Here is a 25803-nt window from a genome sequence, read left to right as displayed (position 1 = left end):
AACCCGAAGGGGACGCCGTGACCGAGGACCTGCCGTTCGACCCGTACAGCCCGAACTGCCCCAGCCGGCAGCTCGTGGATCGCATCGGCGACCGGTGGACCATTCTCGTGATCGGCGTCCTCTCGGAGGGCCCCGCCCGCTACACCGACCTGAGCACCCGCGTCGGCGGCATCTCGCCGCGAATGCTCTCGCAGACCCTCAAAGCCCTCGAGCGCGACGGCCTGATCGAGCGCCGCGCCTACGCCGAAGTCCCACCCCGAGTCGTCTACAGCCTCACCGCAGCCGGCGCATCGCTCGGCCCTGTGCTGCTGAGCGTCGAGGACTGGGCGCGCGAGCACATGCCGGACGTCCTCGGCGCTCGGGAGCGCTTCGACGCCTCGGCGGGATCACCCGACGCCGGTCGCCATCAGCATGGGCCTCGACCGATGTGACGAGCCGCGTACACCCCGCGCTACAGCCCTTCGCCGGCACGGACGAGATCGAGTGGGGCTCATCTCGCTCACGCCACCGGAGACGCGTAGAGCACCAGCGACATCAGGCGCGAACGGCTTCGTATCCAGCCTCTTCGACAGCCGCGAGCACCGCCGCTTCATCGACGAGGCCGGCCGTGGAGACGGCGAGCAGGCCCGACTGGGCGCTCACGTCGACCGCGTCGACGCCGGCGATCTTGGACACTTCCTCGCGGACGGCGCTCTCGCAGTGCGCGCACGTCATCCCGGAGACCTGGAACTGCGTGGTCGTCATGGTGGACCTTTCCTCGATGGATACCCCTAGGGGGTATCTTCCATCGTAGGACGGATCGCCCCGCTCGGCGCGGCCGATTCCCCCGGGCGTGCGGCGTAGGCACGCAGGAACGCCCGCGTCCCGTCGGACATGATCTGCCGGATGCGACGGGTGTCGCTCCGCCGGGACGGGGGCTCGTTGAGCACCCGCAGGATCGTGAGGGCGACGAAGTGCTCCGCCGCGAGCGCCGGGTCGTCGACGTCGACGAGCCCAGCGGCGGCGAGGCTGCGGATCCGCTCGGTGAGCGCGTGTGCGTGCGCCGCATCGAGGGGATGGTCCTCGAGCTCCGGGAGGAGCGGCTCGTTCTCGGCGATGAGCGTGACGACCGCGCGATAGTCGGACGACGCGAGCAGGGATGTGCCCAGATCCGCCGCGAACGCCCCCAGTGCGCGCTCAAGGCCCGCGGAACCGCGGATGTCGGCGTCGTCTCCGAGGTGCTCGGCGATGAGTCGGCGCAGCGTGGCGAGAGCCGCCTCGCCCGCATCCTCGATCGTGCCGAGCAGCAGACCGCGCTTGTCGCCGTAGTAGTCGTAAACCGTCCGCTTCGAGACGCCGGCGCGCTGCGCGACGGCATCCATGCTCGTCCGTTCGACGCCCGCCGCCCCGAAGAGCTCGCGCGCCGCCGTGAGGATGGCGGCGCGCTTGTGCGCCTGCCCCTGACGCAGAGGTCTCGACACGGTATCCGTGGTCATCCCGCCCCCCTCCGGATCAACGGGCGGGACCGGCCCGGCCCCGCGCATCGATCCTACACCGGAGAGTGTAGGAGACTACACTGCACGGTGTAGTGTGCCATTCATGAACGTCTCATCGGCGGAGCTGCAGGCCCACCATCTGATCAAGCGCTATGGCGCCACCACGGCCGTGGACGGACTGTCGTTCACGGTTCCCCCGGGTGCCGTGACCGGCTTCCTTGGCCCCAACGGAGCGGGCAAGTCCACGACTCTGCGCATGTTCCTCGGACTCGATCGCCCGACCGGTGGCGCCGCGACGATCGGCGGGCTCCGGATCCGGGAGCTGCCGCACCCGATGCGGGTCGTCGGGGCGCTCCTGGATGCGCGGGCGATCCATCCGCGGCGGAGGGCGATCGACCACCTCGCCGCCGTGGCGCGCGCCGGCGGCATGCCGAGGTCCCGCGCGGCGGAGGTGCTCGACCTCGTCGGATTGGGAGGCGCCGGCGACCGCGCGGCGGGCGATTTCTCCCTGGGCATGAAGCAGCGCCTGGGCATCGCCGCGGCACTCGTCGGAGACCCCGGCATCCTGATCTTCGACGAGCCGCTCAACGGCCTCGACCCGGAAGGCATCCGCTGGGCCCGCTCGCTCATGCGGCGGCTCGCCGATGAGGGCCGCACGGTGCTGTTCTCGAGTCACCTGATGGGCGAGATGGAGCTCACCGCCGACCATCTGATCGTGATCCACCGCGGACGCCTCGTCGCGGACGCCCCGCTCCCGGACGTCGTCGCGAACCACACCACGGCGCGCGTGCGGGTGCGTACGCCGCAGACGGCACTGCTGCGCGGTGCGCTCGCGAAGCACGGGGTCGACGACGTCGGAGCGGACGGAGCCGTCCTCACGATCCCGCACGAGACCACGGACCGGATCGGCCGAATCGCCGCGGACGCCGGCGTCGAGCTGTCCGAGCTGACCCTCATCCGCGATTCCCTCGAGGATGCATTCCTCTCTCTCACCGCCCCGGCCGCGCCGTCCCCCGACTCGCCCGGCGCGCCCGTCTCGCCGCTACGGCAGAAAGCCGCCTGATGAACCTCTTCGCCTCCGAATGGATCAAGACCCGCAGCGTCCGCAGCACCTGGGTCCTCGCCGCCGCGACGGTCGTCGTCACGGTGTCCGTCAGCCTCCTCGGAGTGAGTGCGCTCGCCGGCAGCGGCGCCGCCTCCCCCGCCGAATTCGACCCGGTGGGAGCCGGATTCAAGGGCATCCTCGTGGGTCAGATCCTCATAGCCATGCTGGGTGCTCAGTCGATGACCGGAGAGTACGCGACGGGCCAGATCCTGTCGACCCTGACGGTCGTCCCGAAACGCGGCGCGCTCCTGGGGACGAAGGCCGCGATCACCGGCCTCGTGGCCCTCGTCACCGCCGTCGTCACCGTCGCCGCGACCTTCGCCGCCGCGCAGGCCGCACTCGCCGCGGGAGGCCTCCCGTCCGCGGACATCGGCGATCCCGACACCCTGCGTGCCGCCGCGTGCGCGACGCTCTACCTCGTGCTGACCGCCCTCATCGGACTCGGTTTCGGCACGATCACCCGGAGCGGCACGGGCGCCCTGTCCGTCGTGGTCGCGATCGCGCTTCTCGTCCCCGCGCTCGCGCCCGGGGTTCCCGGGACGGTGGGAGAGGTCCTCCGCACCGCCTGGCCGCTGACCGCCGGGCAGGCGTCGTACACGATCACCGCCGATTCCTCCCCTCTCAGTGGGATCGCCGTCATGACGGTCTTCACCGTGTGGACGATGCTGGCCGCACACCTCACGCTGCGCATCCGCGACGCGTGAGCCGGGTCGTGCTTGTCGGCGGCGCCCTCACGCTTGCGCTCCGGCGGGAACGGCGACTCATGGTTCATGTACAGTACTAATAAGCACACTTATCAGATTGCGAGCACACCATGTGGATCACCGAATACCGAGCGACGACGACAGCGACTCCCGCGGCGGTGTGGGATGCCTTGCGAGCCCTCCACTCGGGACAACCGCTCGGACCGGAGTCCGACTCGTTCGAGTTGCACGGCCCGTTCGCCGTGGGCACCGTGCTCACGATCACCCCCCAGGGACAGGAGCCCATGCAATCCACAATCGTCGACCTCGTTCCCGAACGCCGCTACGCCGACCGCACGCTGTTCGGAGGTCTCTCACTCACGTTCCGGCACGACCTCGCGCCAACCGACGAGGGTGGAACAGCGGTGACGCACACACTGATCATCGACGGCACGGATGCGGACAAGGTGGGACCCGACCTCGGCCCGCAGATCAGCGGCGACTTCCCGGTGGCGATGGCAGAGTTGCTCGCCGCCGCCGAATCTCGGTGAGCGACCGGCTGGCGTCGAGCTATCCTGACGCAAACTCCAGCCCCGGCCTGGCGCTGTGGCGGACGACGAATGCTTGGCAGCGCCAGGTGCGCGCCGCCCTGTCACCGCACGACCTGACGCATACGCAGTACGTCCTCCTCGCCTCGCTGACCTGGATGGACCGATCCGCCCCCGTCAGCCAGCGCGAACTCGCCGACCACGCGGCGCTCGATGTCATGATGACGTCACAGGTGATTCGGATTCTCGAGGCGAAGGGCTACGTCCGACGCGAGCCCCACCCCTTCGACGGACGTGCGTTCGCGCTTGAGCCCACCCCCACCGGAATCGAGCTGGCCAATCGAGCGACCATCGACGTCGAGACTGCGGACACCGCCTTCTTCGAGGCCCTCTCGCCCGGCGCGACGCGAGCATTCGTATCCGCGCTGCGGGACCTCGCGTCACACCGGACGGACGGAGGGCCACGTGCACACGACGGACCGTGATCAGGCTCGATCGACACAGGGGCCGTCAGTGCGTGAGCAGCACCTTCGCGAAGCCGATGCCGAAGCTGACGAGCGCGAGCATCACGCCGGCCCAGAGCGCCCCGACGGTCAGGGGCTTGCCGCTGAAGCGCTGCATCGACAGACCGACGAAGCCGATACGAACGGCGAGCACGACGATGGCCGCGGTCTGCATCCACGCCGCCGGCAGCCACCCGATCCACGCCACGACGTACAGCGCCGCGGGGATCAGCGACGAGGTCGCGATGGGGCGCGCGGTGCGCACCACCTCGCGCATGGCCGCGCGACGCGCGGCAGGGCGACGCGCGACGCCCGCTTCGCCATATCCCTCCGCGACGATGTGAGCGAGCACGTGCGCGAGGAAGGTCAACAAGCCCGTCGCGAGCACCGCCCAGACCGCGGCGCCGTGCTCGATCTGCTCCGGCCCGACCGCGATCGCTGCACTGAGCAGGGTGATGTTGCCGTAGACGTACGACGACAGCCACTCCCGGACCTCCCCCGCGGGCAGGTCGGGCGACGGGCGCCGACCGCGACGGCGAGGATCATCACGAGGCGAGGTGCCGTCGGCGGAAGATGACATGGGCCACATTGTCCCTCGGTGACGCCACCACGCACAGCCCGCGCGGTCCGCGATCAGACGTCGCCGCCGCGACCGACGGGAACGGCGAGGAGCGTCGCGCTCAGGCGAACCCCGCCTTCAGCGCCGAGAGATGCTCGCGGCTGGCCTGCGCGGCGGCGTGCGGCCGACGGGCGACGATCGCATCGACGAGCATCGCGTGGGCATCCTGGTCCATCTTCTCGTCCGCCACGGGGCGGAGGCGGAGCATGTTGACCATCGCGCGGCGAACCCTCGCGGTGAAGCCGTCGAACATCTCGGTGAGCACCTCGTTGTGCGCAGCCACGACGATCGCGCGATGCAGAGCCGTGTCGGCGTCGACGTGGTCCTCCACGCTGCGGCCCGACTCATCGCGCGCCAGAAGCGCGCCTCGGATCGCCCGCAGATCTGCGGGCGTGCGACGTTCGGCTGCGAGCATGGCAGCTTCGACCTCGATCGCCGTGCGCGCCTCGATGACGGTGACGATATCGGCCCGGCGGAGCACCTGATCCCAGTCCTCGGGGGCGTCGAGCGCCGTGACGTAGACACCCGCCCCGTGCCGGGAATCGAGGACGCCGCGACCCGCAAGCCGCCGAATCGCCTCGCGGACGGTCGAGCGCCCCACGCCGAGCTGGAGGGCGAGCGTGGTCTCGCCGGGGAGCTTCGCCCCCAGGGGCCACTCCCCGGCGCGGATGCGCTCGGCCAGCACATCGGCAACCTGGTCGGCCAGCGGGACCCGCACGAGTCGCGTCACGATAAACTCCTCTACTTGTCTGAGGACTTATGTTACTGTCATCCCCGTGTCATCGCTCGCTTTCCTTCTTCTTCGCCGCCACGGCGGGGCTTAGCCTGACCGGCTCCCCGACGTGGAGCCGCACGGTGCGCCGGTCGTTCGCTCGTAAAGAGACCCCCGAAGGACAACCGACATGACCACGCCCCCCTGGAACCGGCAGCGCCCCTCAGGCATGCCCTCGCACCGCTACACCGACGTGTACTCTCGCGTGCAGATCCCCCTCACCGACACCGAACGCCAATGGCCGAGTCGCCGGCTCACCGCAGCACCGCTATGGGTGCCGGTCGATCTGCGCGACGGCAATCAGGCGCTCGCCGAGCCCATGGATCCCGAGCGCAAGCGACGATTCTTCGAGCTCATGGTGCGGATGGGCTACACCGAGATCGAGGTCGGCTACCCCTCGGCATCCCAGACCGACTACGACTTCGTCCGGCTCATCGCCGACACCGACATCGCCCCCGACGACGTCACGATCGTCGTGTTCACCCCCGCCCGCCGCGACCTGATCGAACGAACGGTGCAGTCGATCCGAGGCATCCGCAACGACGTCGTCATCCACCTCTACACGGCGACCGCGCCGGCGTGGCGAAACACAGTGCTGGGCAAGAGTCGAGACGAACTGCGCGAGCTGATCCTCGCTGGCGGGCAGGACGTGCTCGAGCTCGCCGGTGACCTGCCGAACGTGCGTTTCGAGTTCAGTCCCGAGGTCTTCACCCTCACCGAGCCCGACTACGTGCTCGAGATCTGCGACGCGATGACCGCGCTGTGGGATGCCAGCCCCGAGCGCCCCGTCATCCTGAACCTCCCCGCGACCGTGGAGATCGCCACTCCGAACGTGTACGCCGACCAGATCGAGTACATGCACACCCGCCTCGCCCGCCGCGACGGCGTGATCCTTTCGGTCCATCCCCACAACGACCGGGGCACCGGCGTCGCCTGCGCCGAGCTGGCCGTGCTCGCCGGGGCGCAGCGCGTCGAGGGATGCATCTTCGGCAACGGCGAGCGCACCGGGAACGTCGATCTCGCCACGCTCGCACTGAACCTGCACGCGCAGGGCGTCGATCCGATGGTGGATTTCTCCGACATCAACGAGATCCGCCGCACCGTCGAATACTGCAACCGGATCGAGGTCCACCCTCGTCACCCCTACGTCGGTGACCTCGTGCACACCGCGTTCAGCGGCACTCATCAGGACGCCATCAAGAAAGGGTTCGCCGAGCACCGGGCCCGCGCCGCCGAGGAGGGATGCGACGAGAGCGAGATCGCGTGGCGGGTGCCGTACCTGCCGATCGATCCCGCCGACATCGGCCGCAGCTACGACGCAGTCATCCGGGTGAACTCGCAGTCCGGCAAGGGCGGAGTCGCCTACCTGCTCCAGACCGAACACGGCGTCGAGCTGCCGCGGCGTCTGCAGATCGACTTCTCGCGGCATGTGCAGCGACACACCGACGCCAGCGGCGGCGAGGTCACCGCCGACGACATCTGGGCGATCTTCGCCGACGCCTACCTGCCCGACACGAACGACGCCCGGGTGCGCGTCGGCACCGTGCGCGTCGATGAGGCCTCGACGGATGTCGTGATCCAGGTCGAGGGCCACGAGTACCGCTCCTCGCACGCGGGCGTCGGCCCCGTCGACGCCGTCGTCCGCGCGCTGGCCGACGCGGGCATCGAGGTCGAGATCCTGTCGCTGCACCAGAGTTCGCTCCGCTCGGGCGCGGATGCCGAGGCGCTCAGCATCGTCGAGTACCGCGGCCCCGACGGCCCGGCCTGGACGGCGGGGCGCGACGGGTCGGTACTCACGGCGACCGTCGACGCCGTCGCGCGCGCGGCGAACGCGATCGCCGCGCGCGCGGTGGGAGCCTCGTGATGACGAGAGCGTGCCGGGTGCCGCCGGCGCGGCCGCTCACCTGCCCCGGTCGAAGAAGTCCCTTTCGTGCACGGCCGATCGGCGGAACGCGTCGCGCATCGCGGTGCGCACCTTCTCGTCCGCCGTCGCCGCGGCGCGGGTGACGATGTCGATGGCGTGCCGAGTCGAGGCGGCGAAGGCGGGATCGGCGTACGTGTCGAGCCAGGAGCGGTACGGATGCTCCGCATGCGAGAGCGGGTGCAGGCGGTCTCCGACGTCCTGGTAGATCCAGAAGCACGGCAGCAGCGCCGCGATGAGCACGCGGTAGTCGCCGCGGGCTCCGGCGGCGAGGAGATGGTCGAGATACGCCGTCGTGACCGCGTCCGCGCGGGTGTCGTGTCTGTTCGCGGGCCCGAGCCAGCTCTCGTGCAGCTGCAGTTCGCCCGCGATCGCCCCCTGGGCGGCCCCGGCCCAGAACGCCTGCTCGTCGCCGGTCGGCGCCAGCCGCGCCGCCTCGGCCAGCACCCGCGCGTAGTCACGCAGGTACAACGCATCCTGCGCGAGATATCCGAGGAACACGTCGCGCTCGAGGGACCCGTCGCCCAGGCCGCGCACGAACGCGAGATCGTCGATCTCGGCCCGGATGCCGCCGACGTGCTCCCACCAGTCCTCTTCGACTTCTGCCACGGTGGGCGCGGTCGTCGTGCCGCCGCGGGTCCAGAGCCCGGCGAAGTGGCTGACCGGCCCGTGCCCGGACCCGACGCCGAGACTCGCACCGTGCCGGATGCTCTCCGCGAGCCAGCGCTTGGACTCGGCCGCGGCCCGCTCCCACTCTCCCGTCAGAGCGACGCGGGTGGCGACGGCCGACGACAGCGAGCATCCGGTGCCGTGTGTGTTCGTGGTGGCGATCCGCTCTCCGGGGAACTCGGTCACGGCGAGGTCGCCCCCGGCCTGCTCGACGAGGGCGTCCGGCATCCGCTCGCCCGCCAGGTGCCCGCCCTTGGCGAGGACGCGCACGCCGTGTCGCCCGGCGACGCGACCGGCCTGCGCGAGCGCGTCGTCCCACGCCTCCGCGACGGGTTCCCCGGCGAGGATCGCGAGCTCGGGAAGGTTCGGGGTCACGAGGTCCGCACGCGACATAAGGTCGCGGAGCGCCTCTTCGGCATCCGCCTCGAGCAGGCGGTCGCCACTGGTGGCGACCATCACCGGATCGAGCACGACGACCGGTGGACGCACCCGATCGAGCCATGAGGCGACCGCCCGGATCACGTCGACCGTCCCCAGCATCCCGATCTTCACGGCGTCGATCTCGACGTCGTCCGAGACCGCGTCGAGCTGTTCGACGAGGAAGGCCACGGGCGGCACGTGCACCGACCGCACCCCGCGCGTGTTCTGCGCGACCAGCGCGGTGACGACGGCCATGCCGTAGCCGCCGTTCGCGGCGATGCTCTTGAGGTCGGCCTGGATGCCTGCTCCGCCGGTCGGGTCGGTCCCCGCAATGCTCAGCACGCGCGGCACCCTCGAGGCCGTCCGCCCGCTCATGCGACGCTCCACGCCGCACGCAGATCGACGGCCGCCCGGCCCGGGTCGACCGCGCCGCAGACGGCCGAGACGACCGCGGCACCCGCAGCACCGGCACGGCGCAGCATCGGCAGGTCGGCTGCGGTCACGCCGCCGATCGCGACGGCGGGCAGAGCGCTCACCGCCACGAGTCGGGCGAACTCGTGGTGCCCGAGGGGTGGCGGCGCGTCTCGCTTCGTGGAGGTCGCGTGCAGCGCCCCGATGCCGACGTAGTCGACGACGCCGCACGCGGATGCCGCCGCCAGCTGCTCCGGCGTCGATGCACTCAGCCCCAGCACGGCGCCCGGATCGATGAGGTTCCGAACGGTCTCGGGCGGCAGGTCGGACTGACCGACGTGCACGCCCGCGACCCGCGCGCCCGCATCACGTGCGGCGAGGAAGACATCGACCCGGTCGTTGACGAGCACCGCGACACCGTCCGGCACCGCATCGGCCACCCGCAGCACGGTGTCGAGGAACCGGCGCGCCGAGGCATCCTTCTCGCGCACCTGCACGGCCGAGACGCCCTGCGCACCCGAGACACCCTGCGCCGTCGCGGCGCGCACCACCTCGACGACGTCGTGGCCCGCCGCGGCCGCCACCCCCGTATCCGTCACGAGGTAGATCGACAGGTCCACGCTCACGCGATCACCGCCCGCGTGCGGAGCGTGTCGGCATCGAGGCCATCGAGTGCGTCGAGAAGAGCGACCGCGAAACTGCCCGGTCCCCCCGCACGCGTCGCCGCGACCTCCGCGGCGACGGTGTAGACCGTCACGGCGGCGACCGTCGCCTCGAACCGGTCGTCATGGACACCCGCGAACGCCGCCATCACGGCTCCCAGCGCGCACCCGCCGCCGGTGACGCGGGTCAGCAGCGCGTCTCCGTTGCCGAGGCGGACCTCCTCGGCACCGTCGGTGACGACATCCACCGGCCCCGAAACGGCGACGACGCCGCCGGTCGCCCGAGCGATGCGCCGTGCGGCGGCGACCGCATCGTCGACGCCGTCGGTGGCATCCACCCCGCGCCCTCCCGCCCCCGACCCGTCGAGCGCGATGATCTCCGACGCGTTGCCCCGCACGACGGCGGGACGCTGCCGGCGCAGCTCGGCGGCGAGCGCCGTGCGCACCGGCAGCGAGCCGACGGCGACCGGATCGAGCACCCAGGGCGTACCGGCGTCGTCCGCGGCGGACACCGCCTCACGCATCGCCTCGCGCTGCTCGGAGGTCGGCGTGCCGAGGTTGATGAGCACGCCGGATGCGACGCGGGCGAACGGTCCCGCCTCGCCCGGGATGTCGACCATCGCGGGCGAGGCGCCGAGGGCGAGCAGGACGTTGGCGGTGATGGTGGTCACGACCGAGTTGGTGAGGCACTGCACGAGCGGCGCATGCGAACGCACCGCCTCCCAGGCCTCGACGGTGGAACGGAGCAGGTGTTCTGGCGTGCGCGTCATGCGCGACATCCCTTCGCTAGTACGAACTAGATCAGGTTCGACGGGTGTGATCTCAGCCCCGCAGGGCACCCCGTGTCACGTGTTGGCCCCAGGTTAGCGGATGGGCGCACCGGCGCGATCGCCGCGCTCAGGCGCGCAGTGAATCGCTCCGGCAGACGTGGACCGGCGCCCGGCTGTCGCTGATCGCGGCGGTCAGCCGCCCAACGCCCACAGCACGCCGGCCGTCAGCGGCGTCAATCCCGGGTAGCCGGGAGTCAGCCCCGCGGGTTGGATGGTGTTGAGGATGACGATCGCGAGGTCCGAGTCCGGGCAGTACGCCGCGATCCCATTGGAGCCGGGGATCGCCCCCGCGTGCCCATGACAGGTGCCGACGCCCGGCACCATCCAGGTCGCGATCCCGGCACCCTCCCCGAGCTGCACGTGCGGAACCCCGGACGTGTCGTACGCGGCGGAGTAGTACTGCGAAGACAGCGGCGTGACCTGCAGCATCTCGCCGAGGTGGCCCGCGTCGACGACATCGCCTCCGACGAGCGCACGAATCCAGACCGCCTGATCCGCAGCGGAGCTCACCATGCTGCCTGCCGCCCACGCGCCCGGCCACTGCGGCGACGGCGACTGCGCACCGACCGTGCCGCCTTTGCCGGCGCACGCGGCGCCCTCGCCGTCCGCGCACGTGAGCACGAATCCGTTCACGGCCTCCGGACCGGTGCCCACGCCGTCGAGGTAGGTGTGCGCGAGACCGAGCGGTTGAATGAAGCGCGTACGCACCAGCTGCTCGTACGGCGTCGCCGTTGCGAGTTCCGCGATGCGGCCGAGCACGATGTACCCCGCGTTGAGGTACTCGTACGCCGTGCCCGGTACGAACGCCGGCACGCGGGTGAAGACGTCGTCGATGAGTTGCTGCGGAGTCGCCGTGCCGACACGGGCGAAGTCGAGCTCGCTCAGCCCGCTCTCGTGTTGCAGCAGCATCCGCACCGTGATCAGATCACCACCGGGCGCCGCAGGGAACCAGCGATCGATCGTGTCACCGAGCGCGAGCACGCCCTCCTGATCGAGCTGCATGATCAGCGCCGCGGTGAAGAGCTTGGTCATGCTCCCGATATGGAAGGTCGCGGCCGGGTCGAGCGCCACACCCGCGTCGCCGTCGCCGCTCACCGCGACCACCACGGCTCCGTCGCCCCGCGAAGCGGCGACGGCGACGCCCGGGATCGTGTACGCGAACGGCCCGGTCGACGGCGATGCGCGCCACTGCAGCAGCGAGGCTGCCATCCGGTCGCCGAACACGGCGTCGGACGGTTCCGTCGTGGTCGGGACGGGCGCGGGCACAGCGGTGCAGGCGGCGAGCACAGCGATGAGCAGCGCGGCGCCCGTGAGAATCGTCCATCGGATTCGGCGCACGGTCATCTCCCCCTCGGGTGCGGAACGTCGATCAACCACGGAACGGGGCGACGAACGCGGCGAGTTCGCGCGCGAGCTGCGTCGAGAACGGATGCGTCACCTGATCGACGAGCGCCGGGACATCGGTGGCGCCCACGTCTCGGAGGATGTGCACGACGCCCGGAAGCTCGACGAAGCGGGTGCCGCCCGCCGCGAATCCCGACGCCAGCCACGCCACACCGGAGCCCGGAGAGCCGTCACCGCAGGGGGTGTTGGAGTCTTTCGTGCCGCAGGTCACGAGCACAGGGATCGTGACCTGCGGGGCGAGAGCGGCCGGATCGATCTCGTCGAACTGCCGCCCGTAGAGCGTGCGGTACGCGTGCGAGATCACCATCTGCGCGGGGTCTGAGCCGAAGATGTTGCTCTGGATCGTCGACTGCATGACCGCCGTGTATCCGGTCGCGTCACGCAGCGGCGCGGGACCGGGTGCCGGGTACGGCGGCGTGGCCGAGCGGATCTCCTCGACGCCGTCCGCGATCCAGGTCGTCAGGCTCGCGGCATCCGCGGACGCCATCGCGGATGCCGCGACCGCAGCGTCGATCTGTGCGGAGAACTGGTGGGAGACGATGTCGAGGATGCGGCCGTAGGCCGGCTCGATGAGCAGCAGCGCCGCCGGTGCGGGCGCGCCGCTCGGGTCGGAAGCCACCACAGTCGCCACCGCACCGCCCTCGCTGTGTCCGACGAGGAGAAGCCGTGTGGCGTCGACGCCGGGTTGCGCCGCAAGGAACGAGAGGGCGTCGCGCACGGGCTGCACGCGCAGTCCGTCGTACGTGAGGGGAAGGAGCAGACCTGGATCGGCGGCGTACGGGCCGAGCCCCGTCTCGCCCGTGCCGAGCTTGTCGAACCGCAGCGAGGCGATGCCCTCGGCCGCGAGGAGGTCCGCCAGCCAGCGATACTCCCCCATCGAGATCCCCGCGCCGTCGCCGTCGCGATCCACGTCGCCGGTGCCGCCGATGATGACGGGGCGGCGACCATGGGGTCCGCCTCACGCGGCCCACGGTAGCTGCCGTGATACGTGACGCCGCCGCTGACGAAAGCGATGTCGGTGTCGGCCGCGATCGCGCCGCACGCCGGCACGGCCGCGGCGGGCGGTGCGGCCGCGCCCCCACTCGCGGCCGCACCGATCAGGAGTGCCGCCACCAGCCCCCACGCACCCCCGCCGCGACGACGCCGGCCTTCTCGACGACGCAGGATCAGAACGATCCCGACGGCGAGAAGGCAGAGAGCGGCGACGACGATCAGCGAGTTCGACGCGCCCCCGCCCGTGGGGGCGAGGCAATCGGGCATGACACTCCTCCTCGTCGGGGGCGGCCTCTGATTCGCACCCCTCGCGTGTCGACGGCATGTCACCGCACGTCGATCGCGTTTCGTCTCAGTGTCCTGAAACGGCCGGGCGCGAACAAGAACCTCTTGCGGACGTGTCCGCAAGAGGACAGTCTGAGCGCGTGAATGACGAGTCTCTTCTCGCACTGGCTTACCGTGGGCGACCGGCGACGATCGACGAACTGGCCACGCTGTCGCATCTCCCGCTCGCAGACGCACGCGTCGCGGTGACCCGGCTTCGCGCGCGCGGCCAGCTCGGCGGCCACGATGGACACATCACCTATGTGAACCCCGGCGACTGGGCCGCAGAGACGGTCGCCGCGCGCGCCGGCGACCTCCGCCGCACCGCGCGCGACCTGCTCGGCGAGATCGAGCGGGTGGTCGCGGACCTCCCTCGGATGATCGACCATTGGTCGATCGGGCAGACGTCGGCAGACCCGATGCCCGTCGTGACCCGCCACGGGCCGCGCGCATCGGAGGACGTCTGGTTCGAGTTCGGCCGGCGCGACGCAGGAACGCTGGATGCCGTCCTGCCCGACATCAGCCGATTCCTGACGAGCCCCCACGAGCGGGTCACCCGCTTCTCCGAGGCTTTCCGTCGCAAGGATGCCGTCCGCGTGATCCTGCCGACCACGATCGCGAAGGACCCCGTCGTGCAGCCCTTGCTCGTCGCCTTCACCGCGGCCGGTATGGAGTACCGCTTCCTCGACGATCCGCCGAGCTGGTTCTGGGTGGACGGCGAGCAGCTCGCCATCCCGTTTGAGTGGGGCGAGGGGCGTCCGACGAGCGTGATCAGCGTGCGGAACGCGGCACTGGCGGGCATGATCTCGGCATACTTCGCCTCACTCTGGCGACGTGCCACACCCGGCGTGCCGACCACGGAGCCGTGGACGCCTCTGCTTTCCCTCATGCGCACCGGGATGACCCTCGACACCGCATCCCGTCAAATCGGGGTGAATCCCCGCACGGGTCGGCGGCGCGTGGCGCAGGCGATGACCCACTACGGCGTGTCCACGCTGTTCGCGCTGGGCATGGCGTGGGCGGCGGATGCGGATGCGGGCGTGTCACACGCGCCGTGAGGGCTCGCACGCCTCTCAGATGTCGAGCTCCTCGACGTCGGGGCGGGTGAGCGCCGCCGCCGTCGCCTGGACCAGCGCATCCGGTAGATCGCCGGCCATCGCGGCGACGTCAGGGAAGACCGACAGAGAGCGCCGCCCCGTCTGCCACCAGTCGTGTGCCCACGTCCGACGGTCTCGTAGAACGCAGGTTCGGGTTTGGCCGCACCGATCGCTCCCGACGGATGGACGTCGTCGAAAAATCAGATGCGGCCGACGCCGATCGGCGCGATCCCGCCGCTCTCATCGACCGCCGACCGGTGTCTCATCGGTGGCTGCGCAGTCGCAGTCCTCGCGTCATCCTTCCGCGAGGTCGAGCATGGCAGCGACGATCCGTTCACGCATCCCTTCGGAGAAACCACGCCCGAGAGCGTCACGAGTCCACAACCCGTCCGAGGCGAGGAGCGCCACCCACTGCCTCGGGCTGAGCGGGCGTTCATCCTCGCCGGACCACCGCCGGAACAACGCCTCTCGATTGTCGCGCACCGGCCCCTCGCCGGCGCCGTTGAGGACGATCTGCAACTCCGCCGTCCGTACGTCGGCATGCGCGAAGCTGCGGATCATTGCGGCAAGGCGCTCATCGGGCGTGGACAGATCGACATCTTTTCCGAGGGCGCGGGTCGCAGCGGCATCCACCTGCGTCCAGACATCAGATTCGACCGCATCCAAGAGCTCTTCTTTCGACGCGAAGTGGTACTGCAGACCCCCTTTGGTCAGCCCCGCCTCGGCGGCGACGGACTCCAGCGTGAGGTGTGCGATACCGTCGCGCTCGATCACCGCATTCGCCGCCGCAATGATCTTCTTCCTGCTACTCGGACGCGCCATCGTTCCCCTTCGTCGACCCGAATCCTCTCGACTCACTCACGAATTACTATACCGTCCAGCAGGTATAGTAATTCTGCTCGGCGCTCACACATGCTTCGAGCGGAAGAGCAGACATGTACGTCATCGGATCCGCTTCGGAGATCACCGAGATCCTCGTGCGCACAGATCAGTCTCAGCACCGACGTGACGCGCTCGTGGTCACCCTTCGGGTGCACGGGAGCGTGCCGACGCACTCGCACGCATGGGTCGACGGCGTTCGCGAAGACCTTCACGACGCCCTGAACAGGTACCGCCCCCGACTGCTCGTGGTGGTCATCGACGGATCGTACGATCGCGCCACGATCATGGGCATCGCGTCAGGACTGGTCGAAGAGGCGTCGTTCCTCTCGACGAACCTGCTCGGAAAGGAGGTCACGGCGCTCGGTGTCGTCCTCGACGATCCCGCGCACCGCGAGCTGGTCGCCGAACGCGTCAGTGAGCACCTGATGCGTTCCACGAACATCGGCAACGGCACCGTCATCCCCTCGCGCAGGCTGGCGGGCGACAGCATCCGCGATCTCATCATGGAGACGGTCCTGTGAGTCCGTCGCGCTCGGCGGACGCGGCGCCGACGCGGTCGCGCACGCGCTCCCCCGCGGCGCTGGCGCCGATGGGAAAGGTCTTCGCGGTGGCAGCCGTCCTCGAGGCGGTCACCTGGGTGGGACTTCTCAGGGGCATGTTCCTGAAGTACGTCACGAGATCCACCGAACGGGGCGTGACGATCTTCGGCCCCCTCCACGGCTACATGTTCGTGATCTACATCGCCGTGGCGGTCGTGGCGGCGGTCGTCCTCCGCTGGTCGTGGTGGGTCGCCGCGATCGCCCTGCTCGCGGCGATCCCGCCGCTGGCGACGATCCCCCTGGAGATCATCTTCCGACGTCGGGGGCTCCTCTCCCGCCGCACGCGCGAGCCCCGCCCGCACGCCCAGCCCCCGGTGGAGCGCGATTGCGCACCCCTCACGAAAGAAGGACACTCATGACCTCGACGCCGTCCCCGGTCCGTCTCGCCGAACTCGATCCGACAGAACGCTCGCAGTGGCTGGCGCGCATGGAGGATGCCTTCACGGCCGGCCTCCACGACGCCGGGATCGCGCCCGGCGAGGAGCCGATCCCCACGGCGGCGGAGATGGAGCCCGAGCTCCGGTCCCCCGACGTGAGCACGTTCCAGATCGTGTGCGACGACGAGATCGTCGGCGGTGCGATGATCGGCGCGAATCACGCAGGGCGGCGGCGCCTGGAGTTGTTCTTCATCGACGCCGGCCGCCACGGAGGCGGAATCGGTGCCCGCGCGTGGGCCGCGATCGAAGCCCGCTACCCCGACACCGACGTGTGGGAGACGGACACCCCGTACTTCGACCAGCGCAACGTTCACTTCTATATCAACCGGTGCGGCTTCCAGGCCGTCGAGTTCTTCCACCCCGGCCACCAGCGCGAAGAGGAAGGCGACGGCGATCACCAGGGTCCCGACCGCTCATTCCGATTCGAGAAGCGGATGCCGCGCATCGCCGACGGCGCGGGACGAATCGAACGCTGAAACCCGCAATCCGGCCGGGATGCCCGTGACCTCGCCCGGCCGCGCGCCCGCGCACCCGCCCCGATCGGGTTCGGGGTCGCTGGTGGTCGCCTCGCACCTCCCACCGCGACCACACGCGACCCCGAACCCCGACGAGACCCCGGGGAGCGACCACACGCGACCCCGAATCAGGGCTCGGCGGGGTCGTCCGGCAGCGTCGCACCCAGGAGGTGGTCGGCGATCTGTCGGTACTGCGGGTGGTCCGGACCGACCTTCAGATTCCCCCCGGCGACCTGTGGGAAGACGAGGTGGAAGACACCGTTCCCGTCGCGACGGTAGTTCACGCAGAGCGGCAGATTCCAGCGACCGTCATGGTTCCCTCTGATGAACATGCCGCCATTCGATCACGTCGCGCCGGAACGGCACCATGGCGCTGGATATGGCCGCGTGGGGCGCCGGCGATGACCTCAGCGGACTGACTCATCATTCGGACCACGGCTCGAACTACATGGCGATGGTCTACACCGACCAGATCGTCGAGCAGGTCGAGCTCGCGACGCTCGAATGGGTGTGGTGGTGGAACAACCCGCGCCTCCACTGCGAACTCGATATGCGCACCCCCATCGAGGTCGAGGCCGCGTACTACGCTCACCAAGAATCAGGCCAGCAGGCTCCTGCCGGACAAGGCTCCCGATGTCATCTCGCAGGACATCGGTGACAGTTCTGCGTCAGAGCTTCGGTGACGCTTGCGTGGGTCTTGGTGGTGACGCATCGGCCGGTGTGATGGGCTGTGTGACCCCGTCTGGGCCTGTTGATCCTCGTGTCCGCCTCACCATCACGCAGTGGCCCGATGATGCCCCGCGTGGGGCGGTGAGCACGTTCTGCGCCGAGCATGGCATCTCCCGCAAGACGTTTCTACGCGATCCGCAAGCGAGCCGTCGAAGAAGGACCTGCCGCGGCACTCGAGCCGAGGTCGCGTCGCCCGAAGTCGAGCCCGTCGAAGCTGAGCGACGAAGTGAAGCGGGAGGCGATCGGTGTGCGGGCCGCGTTGGAGCGGTCCGGGCTGGACCACGGGCCGATGAGCGTGCACGACAAGATGCGGTCGCTGGGCATGGACCCGGTGCCATCGACGGCGTCGTTGGCGCGCATCTTCCGAGAGGCTGGCGTTGCCCGCGTGGAGCCGAAGAAGAAGCCGCGCGCGGCGTATCGCCGGTTCGTCTACCCGGCGCCGAACGCGTGCTGGCAGCTGCACGCGACCGAGTACGTCCTCACCGGCGGCCGCAAGGGCGTGATCTTCCAACTCATCGACGATCACTCCCGTCTCGCTGTCGCATCCCACGTCGCCGCCGGTGAGACCTCCGACGCCGCAGTGCATGTTGTCGCGAAAGGCATCGCAGCGCACGCGTCCCGCAGCGACTGCTCACCGACAACGGTGTTGCGTTGAACCCGTCGCGTCGCGGGATCGTTGGGCACCTCGTCGACTACATCACCCGGCTCGGCGTGACGGCGATCACCGGGAAGCCCTACACGCCGACCACGCAGGGCAAGAACGAACGTTTCCATCAGACCCTGTTTCGGTCCCTCGACAAGCAGCCGATCGCGTCGACGTCGGAGGAACGGCAGACGCAGGTCGATGAGTTCGACCGGATCTACAACTCCGAACGTCCCCATCAGGGGCTACCGGGGCATGTCACCGCGCAGCAGGCCTGGGACATGACATCGGTGGCCGAGCCGCACCGACCGCTCGTTCCTGCCTATCCGTCTCCTTCGCCGGTCACGGCCGCAGGCGCGCTGCTGCCGGAGAATACACGCCGCGTCACTGTCAGCGGCGGGGTCAAGGTCAAAGGCGTGGAGTTCCAGATGATTGGCAGCCATCTCGCTGGGACACTCGTCACCATCGCCCGAGACGAGGCCACGATCGCGTTCTACGACGTCACGACCGGCGAATTCCTCATCGAACACCCCTGGCCCGAGCCCGGCGTCCGCTACGTCAGCAACGGCAGGCCACGCGGTCCCCGGAAAACCCCGCAGACTCAACCGTCACCGATGTCCTGACACGTCGAGTATCACCGATCTCCTGATCCACTTTCGTCACCGAAGTCCTGACACATCACAGGACAAGGCTTCCGATAGGAACGAAAGTCAGGCCGATTCAATCTCCCCCGCGAGGAGGGCTACCGACACAAAGCCACCCCGAAGAACCGGCCCGCATTGGCCGATTACGGCGCACTCACGAGAAGAACGCTCTCGCGAACACGATGTCGACACTCCCAGCTCAGCTGGCGCGGTCGCTGACCTGGGACCGAGGGAAGGAAATGTCTGCGCACGCGCAGTTCCGCATTGAAACGGGAATCCCCGTGTTCTTCGCTGACCCGCAGTCCCCCTGGCAGCGCGGCACGAACGAGAACACGAACGGGTTGCTGCGCCGGGAATCAAATAGCGCGAGTCTCCATCAGACCCAGGGCGCTTCAAAGACATATCGACCAAGCTATGAGCGACGCTCAATACGGTGGTCATCAATATCACGCGCACCTCTCGCCCGAAACCCGCCGGGACCGTCGTACCTGCGCCGGGCCACGCCGCCACGTTTGTGGCGCGCCAAGCCCCGCAGTGTGCGCGTCCAGTGTCCGAGACGGGTTGCCACGCAGCACCCGCGCTTCTCGCGGCCCCGGGATTCGCGTCAGCTGCTCACCTAAGAGGTTCTACGACTGACCCCGCATCATGTCTCCCACCCGGCGCGCTGACCAGCCAGTGATCATTCCCGGAAACGACGAAGCCCCGACGAGCTTTGGCTCATCAGGGCTTCTGACCGTCGGGATGACAGGATTTGAACCTGCGACCCCTTGACCCCCAGGCGTCCAGACAGCCTCGACGAGGCCAGATTCCGCGTGATTCCGCGCGTCGGATCATGCGGAGCGCGTCACAAGATGCATGGTTTGCATGATTCTGGTCCCCTTTTGGTCCTCCTGATCTCGACCACAGAACCGCCGTTCACCAGCGAACATACTGGCTCTTCCCAGATGAGGGTGTAGGTCGGCCGGGCGCGTCGGTCCGCAGGTAGACGTCGAGGTCTCCCGACGATGGAGGTTCCTACGCCATCCATCCGAAAGACCTCGACGTGTCCGACGCTACCCCGCCGGCCGGCTTCGGCCGCCCTGACCTGACCGCCTTCGCCTCTTACCCCAATCGACTCTGATCGGGTCTGCTGATGCTCTCGACGAAGACGCAGCGACATCACAGCCACCCAACCCCGACCGTCCGGGAAGCCGGGGCACGGGGTGTGTCAGATTAACGGTGGATCTGGCCTGGCGCATTTCAGTTGATTCGGCCTTCGAAGGTGATCGCGAAGGCGTTGAGTGCGGGCTTCCACCTCGTCACCCAGCGTGCCCGACCCCTGCCAGTGGGGTCAAGCGACCGAGTCACGAGGTAGAGGCACTTCAACGCGGCGGCGTCGTTCGGGAAGTGCCCACGCGCCCTGACCGCGCGGCGGTAGCGGGCGTTGAGGGACTCGATCGCGTTGGTGCTGCAGATGATGCGGCGGATCTCGACGTCGTAGTCCAGGAACGGGATGAACTCCGTCCAGGCGTTCTCCCAGAGCTTGCGGATCGCGGGATACATCGTGCACCACTTCTCGGCGAACTCCTCGAACCTCGCCTTCGCGGCGGCTTCGGTCGGCGCGGTGTAGACAGGGCGCAGGTCACGGGCGATCTGGTCCCAGTACTTGCGCGACGCGAAGCGGAACGTGTTGCGGATCAGGTGGATGATGCACGTCTGCACGACCGCGAGCTCCCACGTCGTGGTGATCGACTCCGGCAAGCCCTTCAGCCCGTCGCAGACCACGATGCACACGTCTTCGACACCGCGGTTCTTGATCTCGGTGAGCACGCCCAGCCAGAACTTCGCGCCCTCGCCGCCATCGCCGGCCCAGATCCCGAGGATGTCGCGCTCCCCGGCCGTGGTGACGCCGACGGCGACGTAGAACGGCTTGTTGCGCACCTGCCCGTCCCGGACCTTCACCACGATCGCGTCGATGAACACCACCGGGTAGACCCGGTCCAGTGGACGGTGCTGCCACTCGGTCATCTCCTCGATCACCTTGTCGGTGATCTTCGAGATCGTGTCCTTGCTGACACTCGCCCCGTAGACGTCGTCGAAGTGCGCCGCGACCTCACCAGTCGTCAGCCCGCGCGCGGTCAGCGACAGGACAATCTCGTCGATCCCGTCCAACCGCCGCTGCCGCTTGCGCACGATCTTCGGCTGGAACGACCCGTCACGATCTCTCGGCACGTCGATCTCGACGGCACCGACCTCGGTGAGCACGGTCTTGGACCGGGTCCCGTTGCGCGCGTTCTCGCCGTTCGATGACGCGTGCTTCTCATAGCCGAGATGCTCGGTCATCTCCGCCTCGAGCGCGGTCTCGAGCACGGTCCTCGTCAGCCCGCCCAGCAGGCCTCCCGGCCCCACGAGGCTGACGCCCTGCTCCTTCGCCTGCGCAAGCAGCTGCTCGGCGATCTGTTGCTGATCGATGATCTCTCCCGTCACAGGATCGATCATCTCGATGGTCTGGCTCATAGCCCTTCCTTTCGGCCAGGCCAGTCCCAGATCCACCGTTTTGCTGACAGTCCCCGCATGCAGCAGGCCTCCCTCGACGGCGTCGAGATCCACGACATCGACAAGACCCTCGACACGTTCGAGAAGCTCTACCGCGGCGAGCCGCTCGAGAGCTGACATGCGCCTGCTCTTCGACGCGCGGTACATCCGCACCGACTTCCACGACGGCATCAGCCGGTATTCGGCGGAGCTCGCCGCGGCGGTCGCCGCGGCGGCGCCGTCTCGAGGCGTCGAGGTCGCGTTCCTGATCCACGACGAGGCGCAGCGGGCCTTCCTGCCGGAGAGGGCGCGCGTGCTGCGCATTCACGCCCCCACGTCGGTGCGCGAGCCGTTCACGGCGCTGCTGCTGAACGGGCACCGAGCGGATGCCGTGTTCTCCCCGATGCAGACGATCGGCGCCCTCGGCCGCCGTTACGGGCTGATCCTCACCCTCCACGACACGATCTACTACCGCCATCGCACGCCGCCGCGGAATCTGCCCTGGTACGTGCGCGTCGGCTGGCGGCTGTTCCATCTGTCGTACATTCCGCAGCGGCTGACGCTGAACGCCGCCGATCTGGTGGCGACCGTCAGTGAGACGAGCGCCGCCGAGTTCGCCCGCGTCCGGCTGACGAAGCGACCCGTCGTCGTGATCCCGAACGCGCCGCAGCTGCTCGCCGACCTTCTGCCCGAGGGCGGGCGCGTCGAGCCCGGCGCGCAGAACCTCGTCTACATGGGCTCGTTCATGGGCTACAAGAACGTGGAGGCCCTCATCCGCGCGATGGCCGAGCTGCCGGGTCGCGTGCTGCACCTGCTGTCGCGCATCTCACCCGTCCGTCGCGCCGAGCTCGAGCGTCTCATCGATGTGGGCGGGGGCGCGGTGCGCTTCCACAACGGTGTGACGGATGCCGAGTACGCGGCGCTGCTGGCCGATCGGGCCGTACTGGTCTCGGCATCCCTCGACGAGGGATACGGCCTGCCGGTCGCCGAGGCGCTCGCACTCGGCGTGCCGGCCGTCGTCACCGACATGCCGATCTTCCGCGAGGTCGCCGGGGACGGCGCACTCTATGCAGCGGGGACGGACGCCGGCGCGTTCGCGGCCGCCGTCCGTGCGCTCGACGACCCCGCGCTCCGCGATGCCGTGATCGCCGCGGGCGCCGCGCACATCGCGCGCTTCTCGTGGCGGCGGTCGGCCGACGTGCTGCTCGACGCGGTCGAGCGGTTGCCGCGCCGGCGCTGACACGTCCGAATTGGCTCTTGACATCGGTGCTTACGACGGTGTTGCATCGATCCAGTAAACACGTGCAGGCCTGGCGGCCGGTACGCACCCCGACAGCGAAGTCGTAAGGAGTACACCGCATGATCCGTGAAGACACCACCACCTCAGGAATCGGCATGACTCTTCTCGAACCACGCGTCGTCACCGACACCACCTCTCCCGCTCCCGCCTGGTGGCAGGACGCCGTCGTTTACCAGGTGTATCTGCGGTCGTTCCGCGACAGCGACGGAGACGGCATCGGCGACCTCCGCGGACTGCTCGCCGGTCTCGCCGACATCGCCGCCCTCGGCTGTGACGCCATCTGGCTCAACCCCTGCTACGTCTCGCCGCAGGCCGATCACGGCTATGACATCGCGGATTACCGGGCGATCGATCCCGCCTACGGCACGCTCGAGGATTTCGACGCCGTCGTGGCGGAGGCGCACCGCCTCCGCATCCGTGTCCTCATGGACATGGTCGCCAATCACTGCTCCGTCCAGCACGCCTGGTTCCAGGCGGCGCTGGCGGCGGGCCCGGGCAGCCGAGAGCGTCGACGCTTCCACTTCGCCGCCGGTACCGGCGTCGACGGCGAGATCCCGCCCAACAACTGGCTGAGCGTGTTCGGCGGAGCGGCGTGGACGCGCATCGTCGAAGCCGACGGGCGCCCGGGCGAGTGGTATCTGCACTCGTTCGACTCCGCGCAGCCCGACCTCAACTGGCGCAACGCCGACGTCGCCGAGGACTTCCGCGACGTCATGCGGTTCTGGTTCGACCGCGGGGTCGACGGCTTCCGGATCGACGTCGCGCACGGCCACGTCAAAGCGCTGGGTCTGCCCGATTGGCCCGGGGCCGACGACGGAACCGGCGGCCACAATGCAGCGATGTGGGACCAGCCGGAGGTGCACGAGATCTACCGAGACTGGCGGGCCGTGGGCGACGCCTACCCCGGACCCAAGTACTTCGTCGGTGAGGTCTGGGTGCCGGCGCCGAGCCGCTTGGCCGACTATCTCCGGGCCGACGAGCTCCACCAGGCGTTCTGCTTCGACCTGCTCGTCCAACCCTGGGACGCCGCGCGTCTGCGCGCGGCGATCATCTCCGGCCTCGCGTCGTCGGAAAATCCCCCGGCCTGGACGCTGTCCAATCACGACGTGCACCGCACCGTCACCCGCTACGGACAGGAGCAGGCAGGCGAGCCCGTCGATCCGTCGGACATGATCTCCGCGGCACGTCGCACGGGGCCGGTCGATCTCGATCGCGGAACGCGACGCGCCGCCGCGGCGGCGGCGCTGCTGCTCGCGCTCCCCGGCACCGCGTACCTCTACCAGGGAGAGGAGCTGGGGCTGCCCGAGGTCTTCGAGCTCCCGGCCGCGTCGCGACAGGACCCGATCTGGGTGCGCTCCGGAGGGGCGCAGCTGGGCCGTGATGGATGCCGCGTGCCGCTGCCGTGGGACGACGGCTCGCCGGACTTCGGCTTCGGGTGGGGAACCTCCCCGGCCTGGCTGCCGCAGCCGGCGTGGTTCGGCCGCTACGCACGCACCGTCCAGGACGCCGACGCGGACTCGATGCTCTCCACTTACCGCACCCTCATCCGCCTGCGTCGGGAGCGTTTCGAGCCGAGCGATCTGCTCGTCTGGCTCGACACCGGCTCCGACGACGTCCTGGCCTTCACGCGCGGCCGAACGCTGTGCGTCGTCAACACGGGGTCGACGGAGTTCCGACTGCCCGCGGCCTGGGGGGCGGGGGAGCGACTCCTGGCGACGGCGCCGGCATCCATCGGCATCGTCGCCGCGGACAGTGCCGCCTGGCACGCCGTCCCCGTCACCGACTTCTCTTCCGCACCGACATCACCCGAATGCAATCGATAGGAGCAATGATGCACCGCAGAAAACTCGCCGCCGTCGCCATGGGAATGGCCGGCGCCCTCGCCCTCGCCGGATGCGCCTCGTCGGGAGGAGGATCCGGCGAGGCCACGACCGTCACCATCTGGCACTACTGGGATGGCACGAACGCCGACACGTTCGACGCGATGGTCGATGCCTACAACGCGTCGCATTCCGGAGTGAAGATCACGACGACGAACGTCCCCAACGCGGACTTCCTGACGAAGCTCCGCGCATCCGCGACGTCGAAGACCCTGCCCGACGTCGCGATCGGTGATCTCGTGTGGGTGCCGCAGATCGCTCAGATCGGCTCGCTGGCGAATCTGTCGGATCTGCTCCCGGCCGAGACCGTGTCCGACATCAATCCGGCGCTCACCGGGTTCGGCACGATCGCCGGGTCGCAGGTCTCGGTGCCGGTCTCCGCGAACAATCTCGGGTACATGTACAACAAGACCCTTTTCGAGAAGGCCGGCCTCGACCCCGACAAGCCGCCCACGACGTGGGACGAGCTCAAGGCGGACGCCAAGAAGATCCTCGACGCGACGGGGATGCCGGGATACGACCTGTACACGCAGGCCGGTGACAACGGCGAAGGACTCACGTGGAACTTCCAGGTGAACCTCTGGCAGGCGGGCGGCCAGTTCCTCACGGCGGACAACTCCGCGGCGGCGTTCAACACGCCCCAGGGGCAGAAGGCGCTGCAGTACTGGGTCGATCTGATCTCATCCGGGGTCAGTCCCTACGCCCGGTGGGGTGAGTTCGAGAAGGGCCAGGGCGGGTCGGCACAGGAGGGTTCGTGGATGGTCGGCATCTGGGCTGCCGATCCGCCCTTCGAGTTCGGCACCGCGCAGGTGCCGTATCCGAAGGACGGTACTCCGGCGACCAACCTCGGCGGCGAGCAGGCGATGGTCTTCCAGAACTCCGATGCCAAGGCGAAGGCCGCGGCCGATTTCCTTGCGTGGTTCCTGGAGCCGGCGCAGGTCACCGAGTGGAGCGAGAAGACCGGGATGCTCCCCGTGCTGACCTCGGTCGCCACCGGCGATGACTACCTCTCGTGGGTCGACAACACGCAGCCGCGACTGCGTCCGTTCGTCGAGCAGATGGCTGTCGCCCACGCACGTCCGAACACGCCGCTCTACCCGCAGATCTCGCTCGCCTTCGCTCAGCAGATCGAGAAGGCGCTCGCTGGCGAGGCATCGGTCTCCGACGCCTTGGCGGCCGCTGAGAAGGCCGTCAACGCCGTCATCGCGAAGGGTTGAGCGCGCC

The 25803-nt window shown here is 69.2% G+C and carries 26 protein-coding genes, 2 pseudogenes and 1 riboswitch; of the genes and pseudogenes, 16 read left to right on the top strand and 12 right to left on the bottom strand.

Annotated features, from left to right (window positions below):
* The first annotated feature begins 17 nt into the window (after positions 1-17).
* Entirely contained in the window at positions 18-431 is a 414-nt protein-coding gene (locus tag JOE64_RS05310; RefSeq protein ID WP_204963283.1) for a winged helix-turn-helix transcriptional regulator, read from the top strand.
* A 103-nt stretch (positions 432-534) separates the two neighbouring features.
* On the opposite strand, the gene JOE64_RS05305 is transcribed toward JOE64_RS05310, so the two are convergent.
* Both JOE64_RS05305 and JOE64_RS05300 read right to left on the bottom strand, forming a co-directional pair.
* Entirely contained in the window at positions 535-744 is a 210-nt protein-coding gene (locus tag JOE64_RS05305) for a heavy-metal-associated domain-containing protein (protein WP_204963282.1), read from the bottom strand.
* A gap of 26 nt (positions 745-770) precedes the next feature.
* Positions 771-1475 carry a TetR/AcrR family transcriptional regulator gene (locus JOE64_RS05300; RefSeq protein WP_204963281.1) on the bottom strand — a complete coding sequence of 235 codons (705 nt, stop codon included), beginning with the start codon at positions 1473-1475 and terminating at the stop codon, positions 771-773.
* A gap of 103 nt (positions 1476-1578) precedes the next feature.
* Here JOE64_RS05300 and JOE64_RS05295 point away from each other — a divergent pair, with 103 nt between their 5' ends.
* The 4 genes from JOE64_RS05295 (at position 1579) to JOE64_RS05280 (ending at position 4296) form a co-directional block, all read left to right on the top strand.
* Positions 1579-2538 (top strand): ABC transporter ATP-binding protein, encoded by a 960-nt coding sequence (locus JOE64_RS05295; RefSeq protein WP_204963280.1) that lies wholly within the window; start codon positions 1579-1581, stop codon positions 2536-2538.
* Positions 2538-3284, top strand: coding sequence for an ABC transporter permease (locus JOE64_RS05290; RefSeq protein WP_204963279.1), 747 nt, complete (start codon positions 2538-2540; stop codon positions 3282-3284). The genes JOE64_RS05295 and JOE64_RS05290 overlap by 1 nt, the downstream gene beginning before the upstream one ends.
* Positions 3285-3394: 110 nt before the next feature.
* Entirely contained in the window at positions 3395-3814 is a 420-nt protein-coding gene (locus JOE64_RS05285) for an SRPBCC family protein (protein WP_204963278.1), read from the top strand.
* Positions 3811-4296 (top strand): MarR family winged helix-turn-helix transcriptional regulator, encoded by a 486-nt coding sequence (locus tag JOE64_RS05280; protein ID WP_204963277.1) that lies wholly within the window; start codon positions 3811-3813, stop codon positions 4294-4296. The genes JOE64_RS05285 and JOE64_RS05280 overlap by 4 nt, the downstream gene beginning before the upstream one ends.
* A gap of 25 nt (positions 4297-4321) precedes the next feature.
* Here JOE64_RS05280 and JOE64_RS05275 read toward each other — a convergent pair whose 3' ends face one another.
* Positions 4322-4894: a hypothetical protein gene (locus tag JOE64_RS05275; protein WP_204963276.1), complete on the bottom strand. Its 573-nt coding sequence runs from the start codon at positions 4892-4894 to the stop codon at positions 4322-4324.
* A 100-nt stretch (positions 4895-4994) separates the two neighbouring features.
* Positions 4995-5663 (bottom strand): FadR/GntR family transcriptional regulator, encoded by a 669-nt coding sequence (locus JOE64_RS05270; RefSeq protein ID WP_204963275.1) that lies wholly within the window; start codon positions 5661-5663, stop codon positions 4995-4997.
* A gap of 172 nt (positions 5664-5835) precedes the next feature.
* Between JOE64_RS05270 and JOE64_RS05265 the strand changes: the two genes are divergently transcribed.
* On the top strand, positions 5836-7569 hold the full coding sequence (locus tag JOE64_RS05265) for a 2-isopropylmalate synthase (protein ID WP_239531710.1): 1734 nt from the start codon (positions 5836-5838) through the stop codon (positions 7567-7569).
* 36 nt (positions 7570-7605) lie between these two features.
* Here the strand turns inward: JOE64_RS05265 and JOE64_RS05260 are convergent, their stop codons facing one another.
* From JOE64_RS05260 to JOE64_RS05240, 5 genes are all read right to left on the bottom strand, one after another.
* Positions 7606-9057 carry a bifunctional hydroxymethylpyrimidine kinase/phosphomethylpyrimidine kinase gene (locus JOE64_RS05260; protein WP_271202563.1) on the bottom strand — a complete coding sequence of 484 codons (1452 nt, stop codon included), beginning with the start codon at positions 9055-9057 and terminating at the stop codon, positions 7606-7608.
* 29 nt (positions 9058-9086) lie between these two features.
* Positions 9087-9752 (bottom strand): thiamine phosphate synthase, encoded by a 666-nt coding sequence (locus JOE64_RS05255; RefSeq protein ID WP_204963273.1) that lies wholly within the window; start codon positions 9750-9752, stop codon positions 9087-9089.
* A complete protein-coding gene (thiM, locus tag JOE64_RS05250) occupies positions 9749-10558 on the bottom strand; it encodes a hydroxyethylthiazole kinase (RefSeq protein WP_204963272.1) in 810 nt (269 codons plus the stop codon). The genes JOE64_RS05255 and thiM overlap by 4 nt, the downstream gene beginning before the upstream one ends.
* Positions 10550-10641, bottom strand: a riboswitch (TPP riboswitch). Its footprint overlaps the gene before it by 9 nt.
* A 109-nt stretch (positions 10642-10750) precedes the next feature.
* Entirely contained in the window at positions 10751-11962 is a 1212-nt protein-coding gene (locus JOE64_RS05245) for a serine hydrolase domain-containing protein (RefSeq protein ID WP_204963271.1), read from the bottom strand.
* Between the two features lie 25 nt (positions 11963-11987).
* Complete coding sequence (locus JOE64_RS05240; RefSeq protein ID WP_204963270.1) at positions 11988-12932, bottom strand: alpha/beta hydrolase; 945 nt, start codon at positions 12930-12932, stop codon at positions 11988-11990.
* 508 nt (positions 12933-13440) lie between these two features.
* Between JOE64_RS05240 and JOE64_RS05235 the strand changes: the two genes are divergently transcribed.
* Entirely contained in the window at positions 13441-14397 is a 957-nt protein-coding gene (locus tag JOE64_RS05235) for a hypothetical protein (RefSeq protein ID WP_204963269.1), read from the top strand.
* 333 nt (positions 14398-14730) lie between these two features.
* On the opposite strand, the gene JOE64_RS05230 is transcribed toward JOE64_RS05235, so the two are convergent.
* The gene (locus tag JOE64_RS05230) at positions 14731-15258 is read right to left on the bottom strand and encodes a TetR/AcrR family transcriptional regulator (protein WP_239531709.1); all 528 of its coding nucleotides are present in this window, start codon (positions 15256-15258) and stop codon (positions 14731-14733) included.
* A gap of 113 nt (positions 15259-15371) precedes the next feature.
* Between JOE64_RS05230 and JOE64_RS05225 the strand changes: the two genes are divergently transcribed.
* The 3 genes from JOE64_RS05225 to JOE64_RS05215 are packed head-to-tail and all read left to right on the top strand — an operon-like array spanning position 15372 to position 16830.
* Positions 15372-15839, top strand: coding sequence for a hypothetical protein (locus JOE64_RS05225; RefSeq protein ID WP_204963267.1), 468 nt, complete (start codon positions 15372-15374; stop codon positions 15837-15839).
* Positions 15836-16276 carry a DUF3817 domain-containing protein gene (locus tag JOE64_RS05220; RefSeq protein ID WP_271202564.1) on the top strand — a complete coding sequence of 147 codons (441 nt, stop codon included), beginning with the start codon at positions 15836-15838 and terminating at the stop codon, positions 16274-16276. Before JOE64_RS05225 ends, JOE64_RS05220 begins: the two co-directional genes overlap by 4 nt.
* Positions 16273-16830 (top strand): GNAT family N-acetyltransferase, encoded by a 558-nt coding sequence (locus JOE64_RS05215; RefSeq protein ID WP_204963266.1) that lies wholly within the window; start codon positions 16273-16275, stop codon positions 16828-16830. The genes JOE64_RS05220 and JOE64_RS05215 overlap by 4 nt, the downstream gene beginning before the upstream one ends.
* A gap of 167 nt (positions 16831-16997) precedes the next feature.
* Here JOE64_RS05215 and JOE64_RS05210 read toward each other — a convergent pair whose 3' ends face one another.
* Positions 16998-17201 carry a hypothetical protein gene (locus JOE64_RS05210; RefSeq protein ID WP_204963265.1) on the bottom strand — a complete coding sequence of 68 codons (204 nt, stop codon included), beginning with the start codon at positions 17199-17201 and terminating at the stop codon, positions 16998-17000.
* Positions 17202-17236: 35 nt separating this feature from the next.
* Here JOE64_RS05210 and JOE64_RS05205 point away from each other — a divergent pair, with 35 nt between their 5' ends.
* The 3 genes and pseudogenes from JOE64_RS05205 to JOE64_RS14495 all read left to right on the top strand — a co-directional run.
* Entirely contained in the window at positions 17237-17527 is a 291-nt protein-coding gene (locus tag JOE64_RS05205; RefSeq protein WP_204963264.1) for a hypothetical protein, read from the top strand.
* A gap of 65 nt (positions 17528-17592) precedes the next feature.
* Positions 17593-18864, top strand: a pseudogene (locus JOE64_RS05200) (integrase core domain-containing protein).
* Positions 18865-19070: 206 nt separating this feature from the next.
* A pseudogene (locus JOE64_RS14495) lies at positions 19071-19238 on the top strand (IS30 family transposase); the annotation flags it as partial.
* An 886-nt stretch (positions 19239-20124) separates the two neighbouring features.
* On the opposite strand, the gene JOE64_RS05190 reads toward JOE64_RS14495, so the two are convergent.
* The gene (locus JOE64_RS05190; RefSeq protein ID WP_372432883.1) at positions 20125-21363 is read right to left on the bottom strand and encodes an IS256 family transposase; all 1239 of its coding nucleotides are present in this window, start codon (positions 21361-21363) and stop codon (positions 20125-20127) included.
* A gap of 175 nt (positions 21364-21538) precedes the next feature.
* On the opposite strand from JOE64_RS05190, the gene JOE64_RS05185 reads away from it, so the two are divergent.
* The 3 genes from JOE64_RS05185 to JOE64_RS05175 all read left to right on the top strand — a co-directional run bounded on the left by JOE64_RS05185 (position 21539) and on the right by JOE64_RS05175 (position 25796).
* Complete coding sequence (locus tag JOE64_RS05185; protein WP_204963262.1) at positions 21539-22639, top strand: glycosyltransferase; 1101 nt, start codon at positions 21539-21541, stop codon at positions 22637-22639.
* A 155-nt stretch (positions 22640-22794) separates the two neighbouring features.
* The gene (locus tag JOE64_RS05180) at positions 22795-24522 is read left to right on the top strand and encodes a glycoside hydrolase family 13 protein (protein WP_204964978.1); all 1728 of its coding nucleotides are present in this window, start codon (positions 22795-22797) and stop codon (positions 24520-24522) included.
* A gap of 8 nt (positions 24523-24530) precedes the next feature.
* A complete protein-coding gene (locus JOE64_RS05175; RefSeq protein ID WP_204963261.1) occupies positions 24531-25796 on the top strand; it encodes an ABC transporter substrate-binding protein in 1266 nt (421 codons plus the stop codon).
* Positions 25797-25803: the final 7 nt, after the last annotated feature.

The sequence above is a fragment of the Microbacterium dextranolyticum genome, from assembly GCF_016907295.1.
Lineage (GTDB): Bacteria > Actinomycetota > Actinomycetes > Actinomycetales > Microbacteriaceae > Microbacterium > Microbacterium dextranolyticum.
Note: the sequence above shows the minus strand (reverse complement) of the source record. Positions and strands in the feature narration are given on the sequence as shown.

What these genes read in the sequence shown, in the direction of transcription:
- JOE64_RS05285 (WP_204963278.1), top strand. Translation starts at nt 3,395, where the DNA reads ATGTGGATCACCGAATACCGAGCGACGACGACAGCGACTCCCGCGGCG.
- JOE64_RS05205 (WP_204963264.1), top strand. Translation starts at nt 17,237, where the DNA reads ATGGCGCTGGATATGGCCGCGTGGGGCGCCGGCGATGACCTCAGCGGA.
- JOE64_RS05185 (WP_204963262.1), top strand. Translation starts at nt 21,539, where the DNA reads ATGCGCCTGCTCTTCGACGCGCGGTACATCCGCACCGACTTCCACGAC.
- JOE64_RS05225 (WP_204963267.1), top strand. Translation starts at nt 15,372, where the DNA reads ATGTACGTCATCGGATCCGCTTCGGAGATCACCGAGATCCTCGTGCGC.
- JOE64_RS05190 (WP_372432883.1), bottom strand. Translation starts at nt 21,363, where the DNA reads ATGATCGATCCTGTGACGGGAGAGATCATCGATCAGCAACAGATCGCC.
- JOE64_RS05180 (WP_204964978.1), top strand. Translation starts at nt 22,795, where the DNA reads ATGACTCTTCTCGAACCACGCGTCGTCACCGACACCACCTCTCCCGCT.
- JOE64_RS05290 (WP_204963279.1), top strand. Translation starts at nt 2,538, where the DNA reads ATGAACCTCTTCGCCTCCGAATGGATCAAGACCCGCAGCGTCCGCAGC.
- JOE64_RS05175 (WP_204963261.1), top strand. Translation starts at nt 24,531, where the DNA reads ATGCACCGCAGAAAACTCGCCGCCGTCGCCATGGGAATGGCCGGCGCC.
- JOE64_RS05300 (WP_204963281.1), bottom strand. Translation starts at nt 1,475, where the DNA reads ATGACCACGGATACCGTGTCGAGACCTCTGCGTCAGGGGCAGGCGCAC.
- JOE64_RS05265 (WP_239531710.1), top strand. Translation starts at nt 5,836, where the DNA reads ATGACCACGCCCCCCTGGAACCGGCAGCGCCCCTCAGGCATGCCCTCG.
- JOE64_RS05275 (WP_204963276.1), bottom strand. Translation starts at nt 4,894, where the DNA reads ATGTCATCTTCCGCCGACGGCACCTCGCCTCGTGATGATCCTCGCCGT.
- JOE64_RS05295 (WP_204963280.1), top strand. Translation starts at nt 1,579, where the DNA reads ATGAACGTCTCATCGGCGGAGCTGCAGGCCCACCATCTGATCAAGCGC.
- JOE64_RS05230 (WP_239531709.1), bottom strand. Translation starts at nt 15,258, where the DNA reads ATGGCGCGTCCGAGTAGCAGGAAGAAGATCATTGCGGCGGCGAATGCG.
- JOE64_RS05210 (WP_204963265.1), bottom strand. Translation starts at nt 17,201, where the DNA reads ATGTTCATCAGAGGGAACCATGACGGTCGCTGGAATCTGCCGCTCTGC.
- JOE64_RS05245 (WP_204963271.1), bottom strand. Translation starts at nt 11,962, where the DNA reads ATGACCGTGCGCCGAATCCGATGGACGATTCTCACGGGCGCCGCGCTG.
- thiM (WP_204963272.1), bottom strand. Translation starts at nt 10,558, where the DNA reads ATGACGCGCACGCCAGAACACCTGCTCCGTTCCACCGTCGAGGCCTGG.
- JOE64_RS05215 (WP_204963266.1), top strand. Translation starts at nt 16,273, where the DNA reads ATGACCTCGACGCCGTCCCCGGTCCGTCTCGCCGAACTCGATCCGACA.
- JOE64_RS05305 (WP_204963282.1), bottom strand. Translation starts at nt 744, where the DNA reads ATGACGACCACGCAGTTCCAGGTCTCCGGGATGACGTGCGCGCACTGC.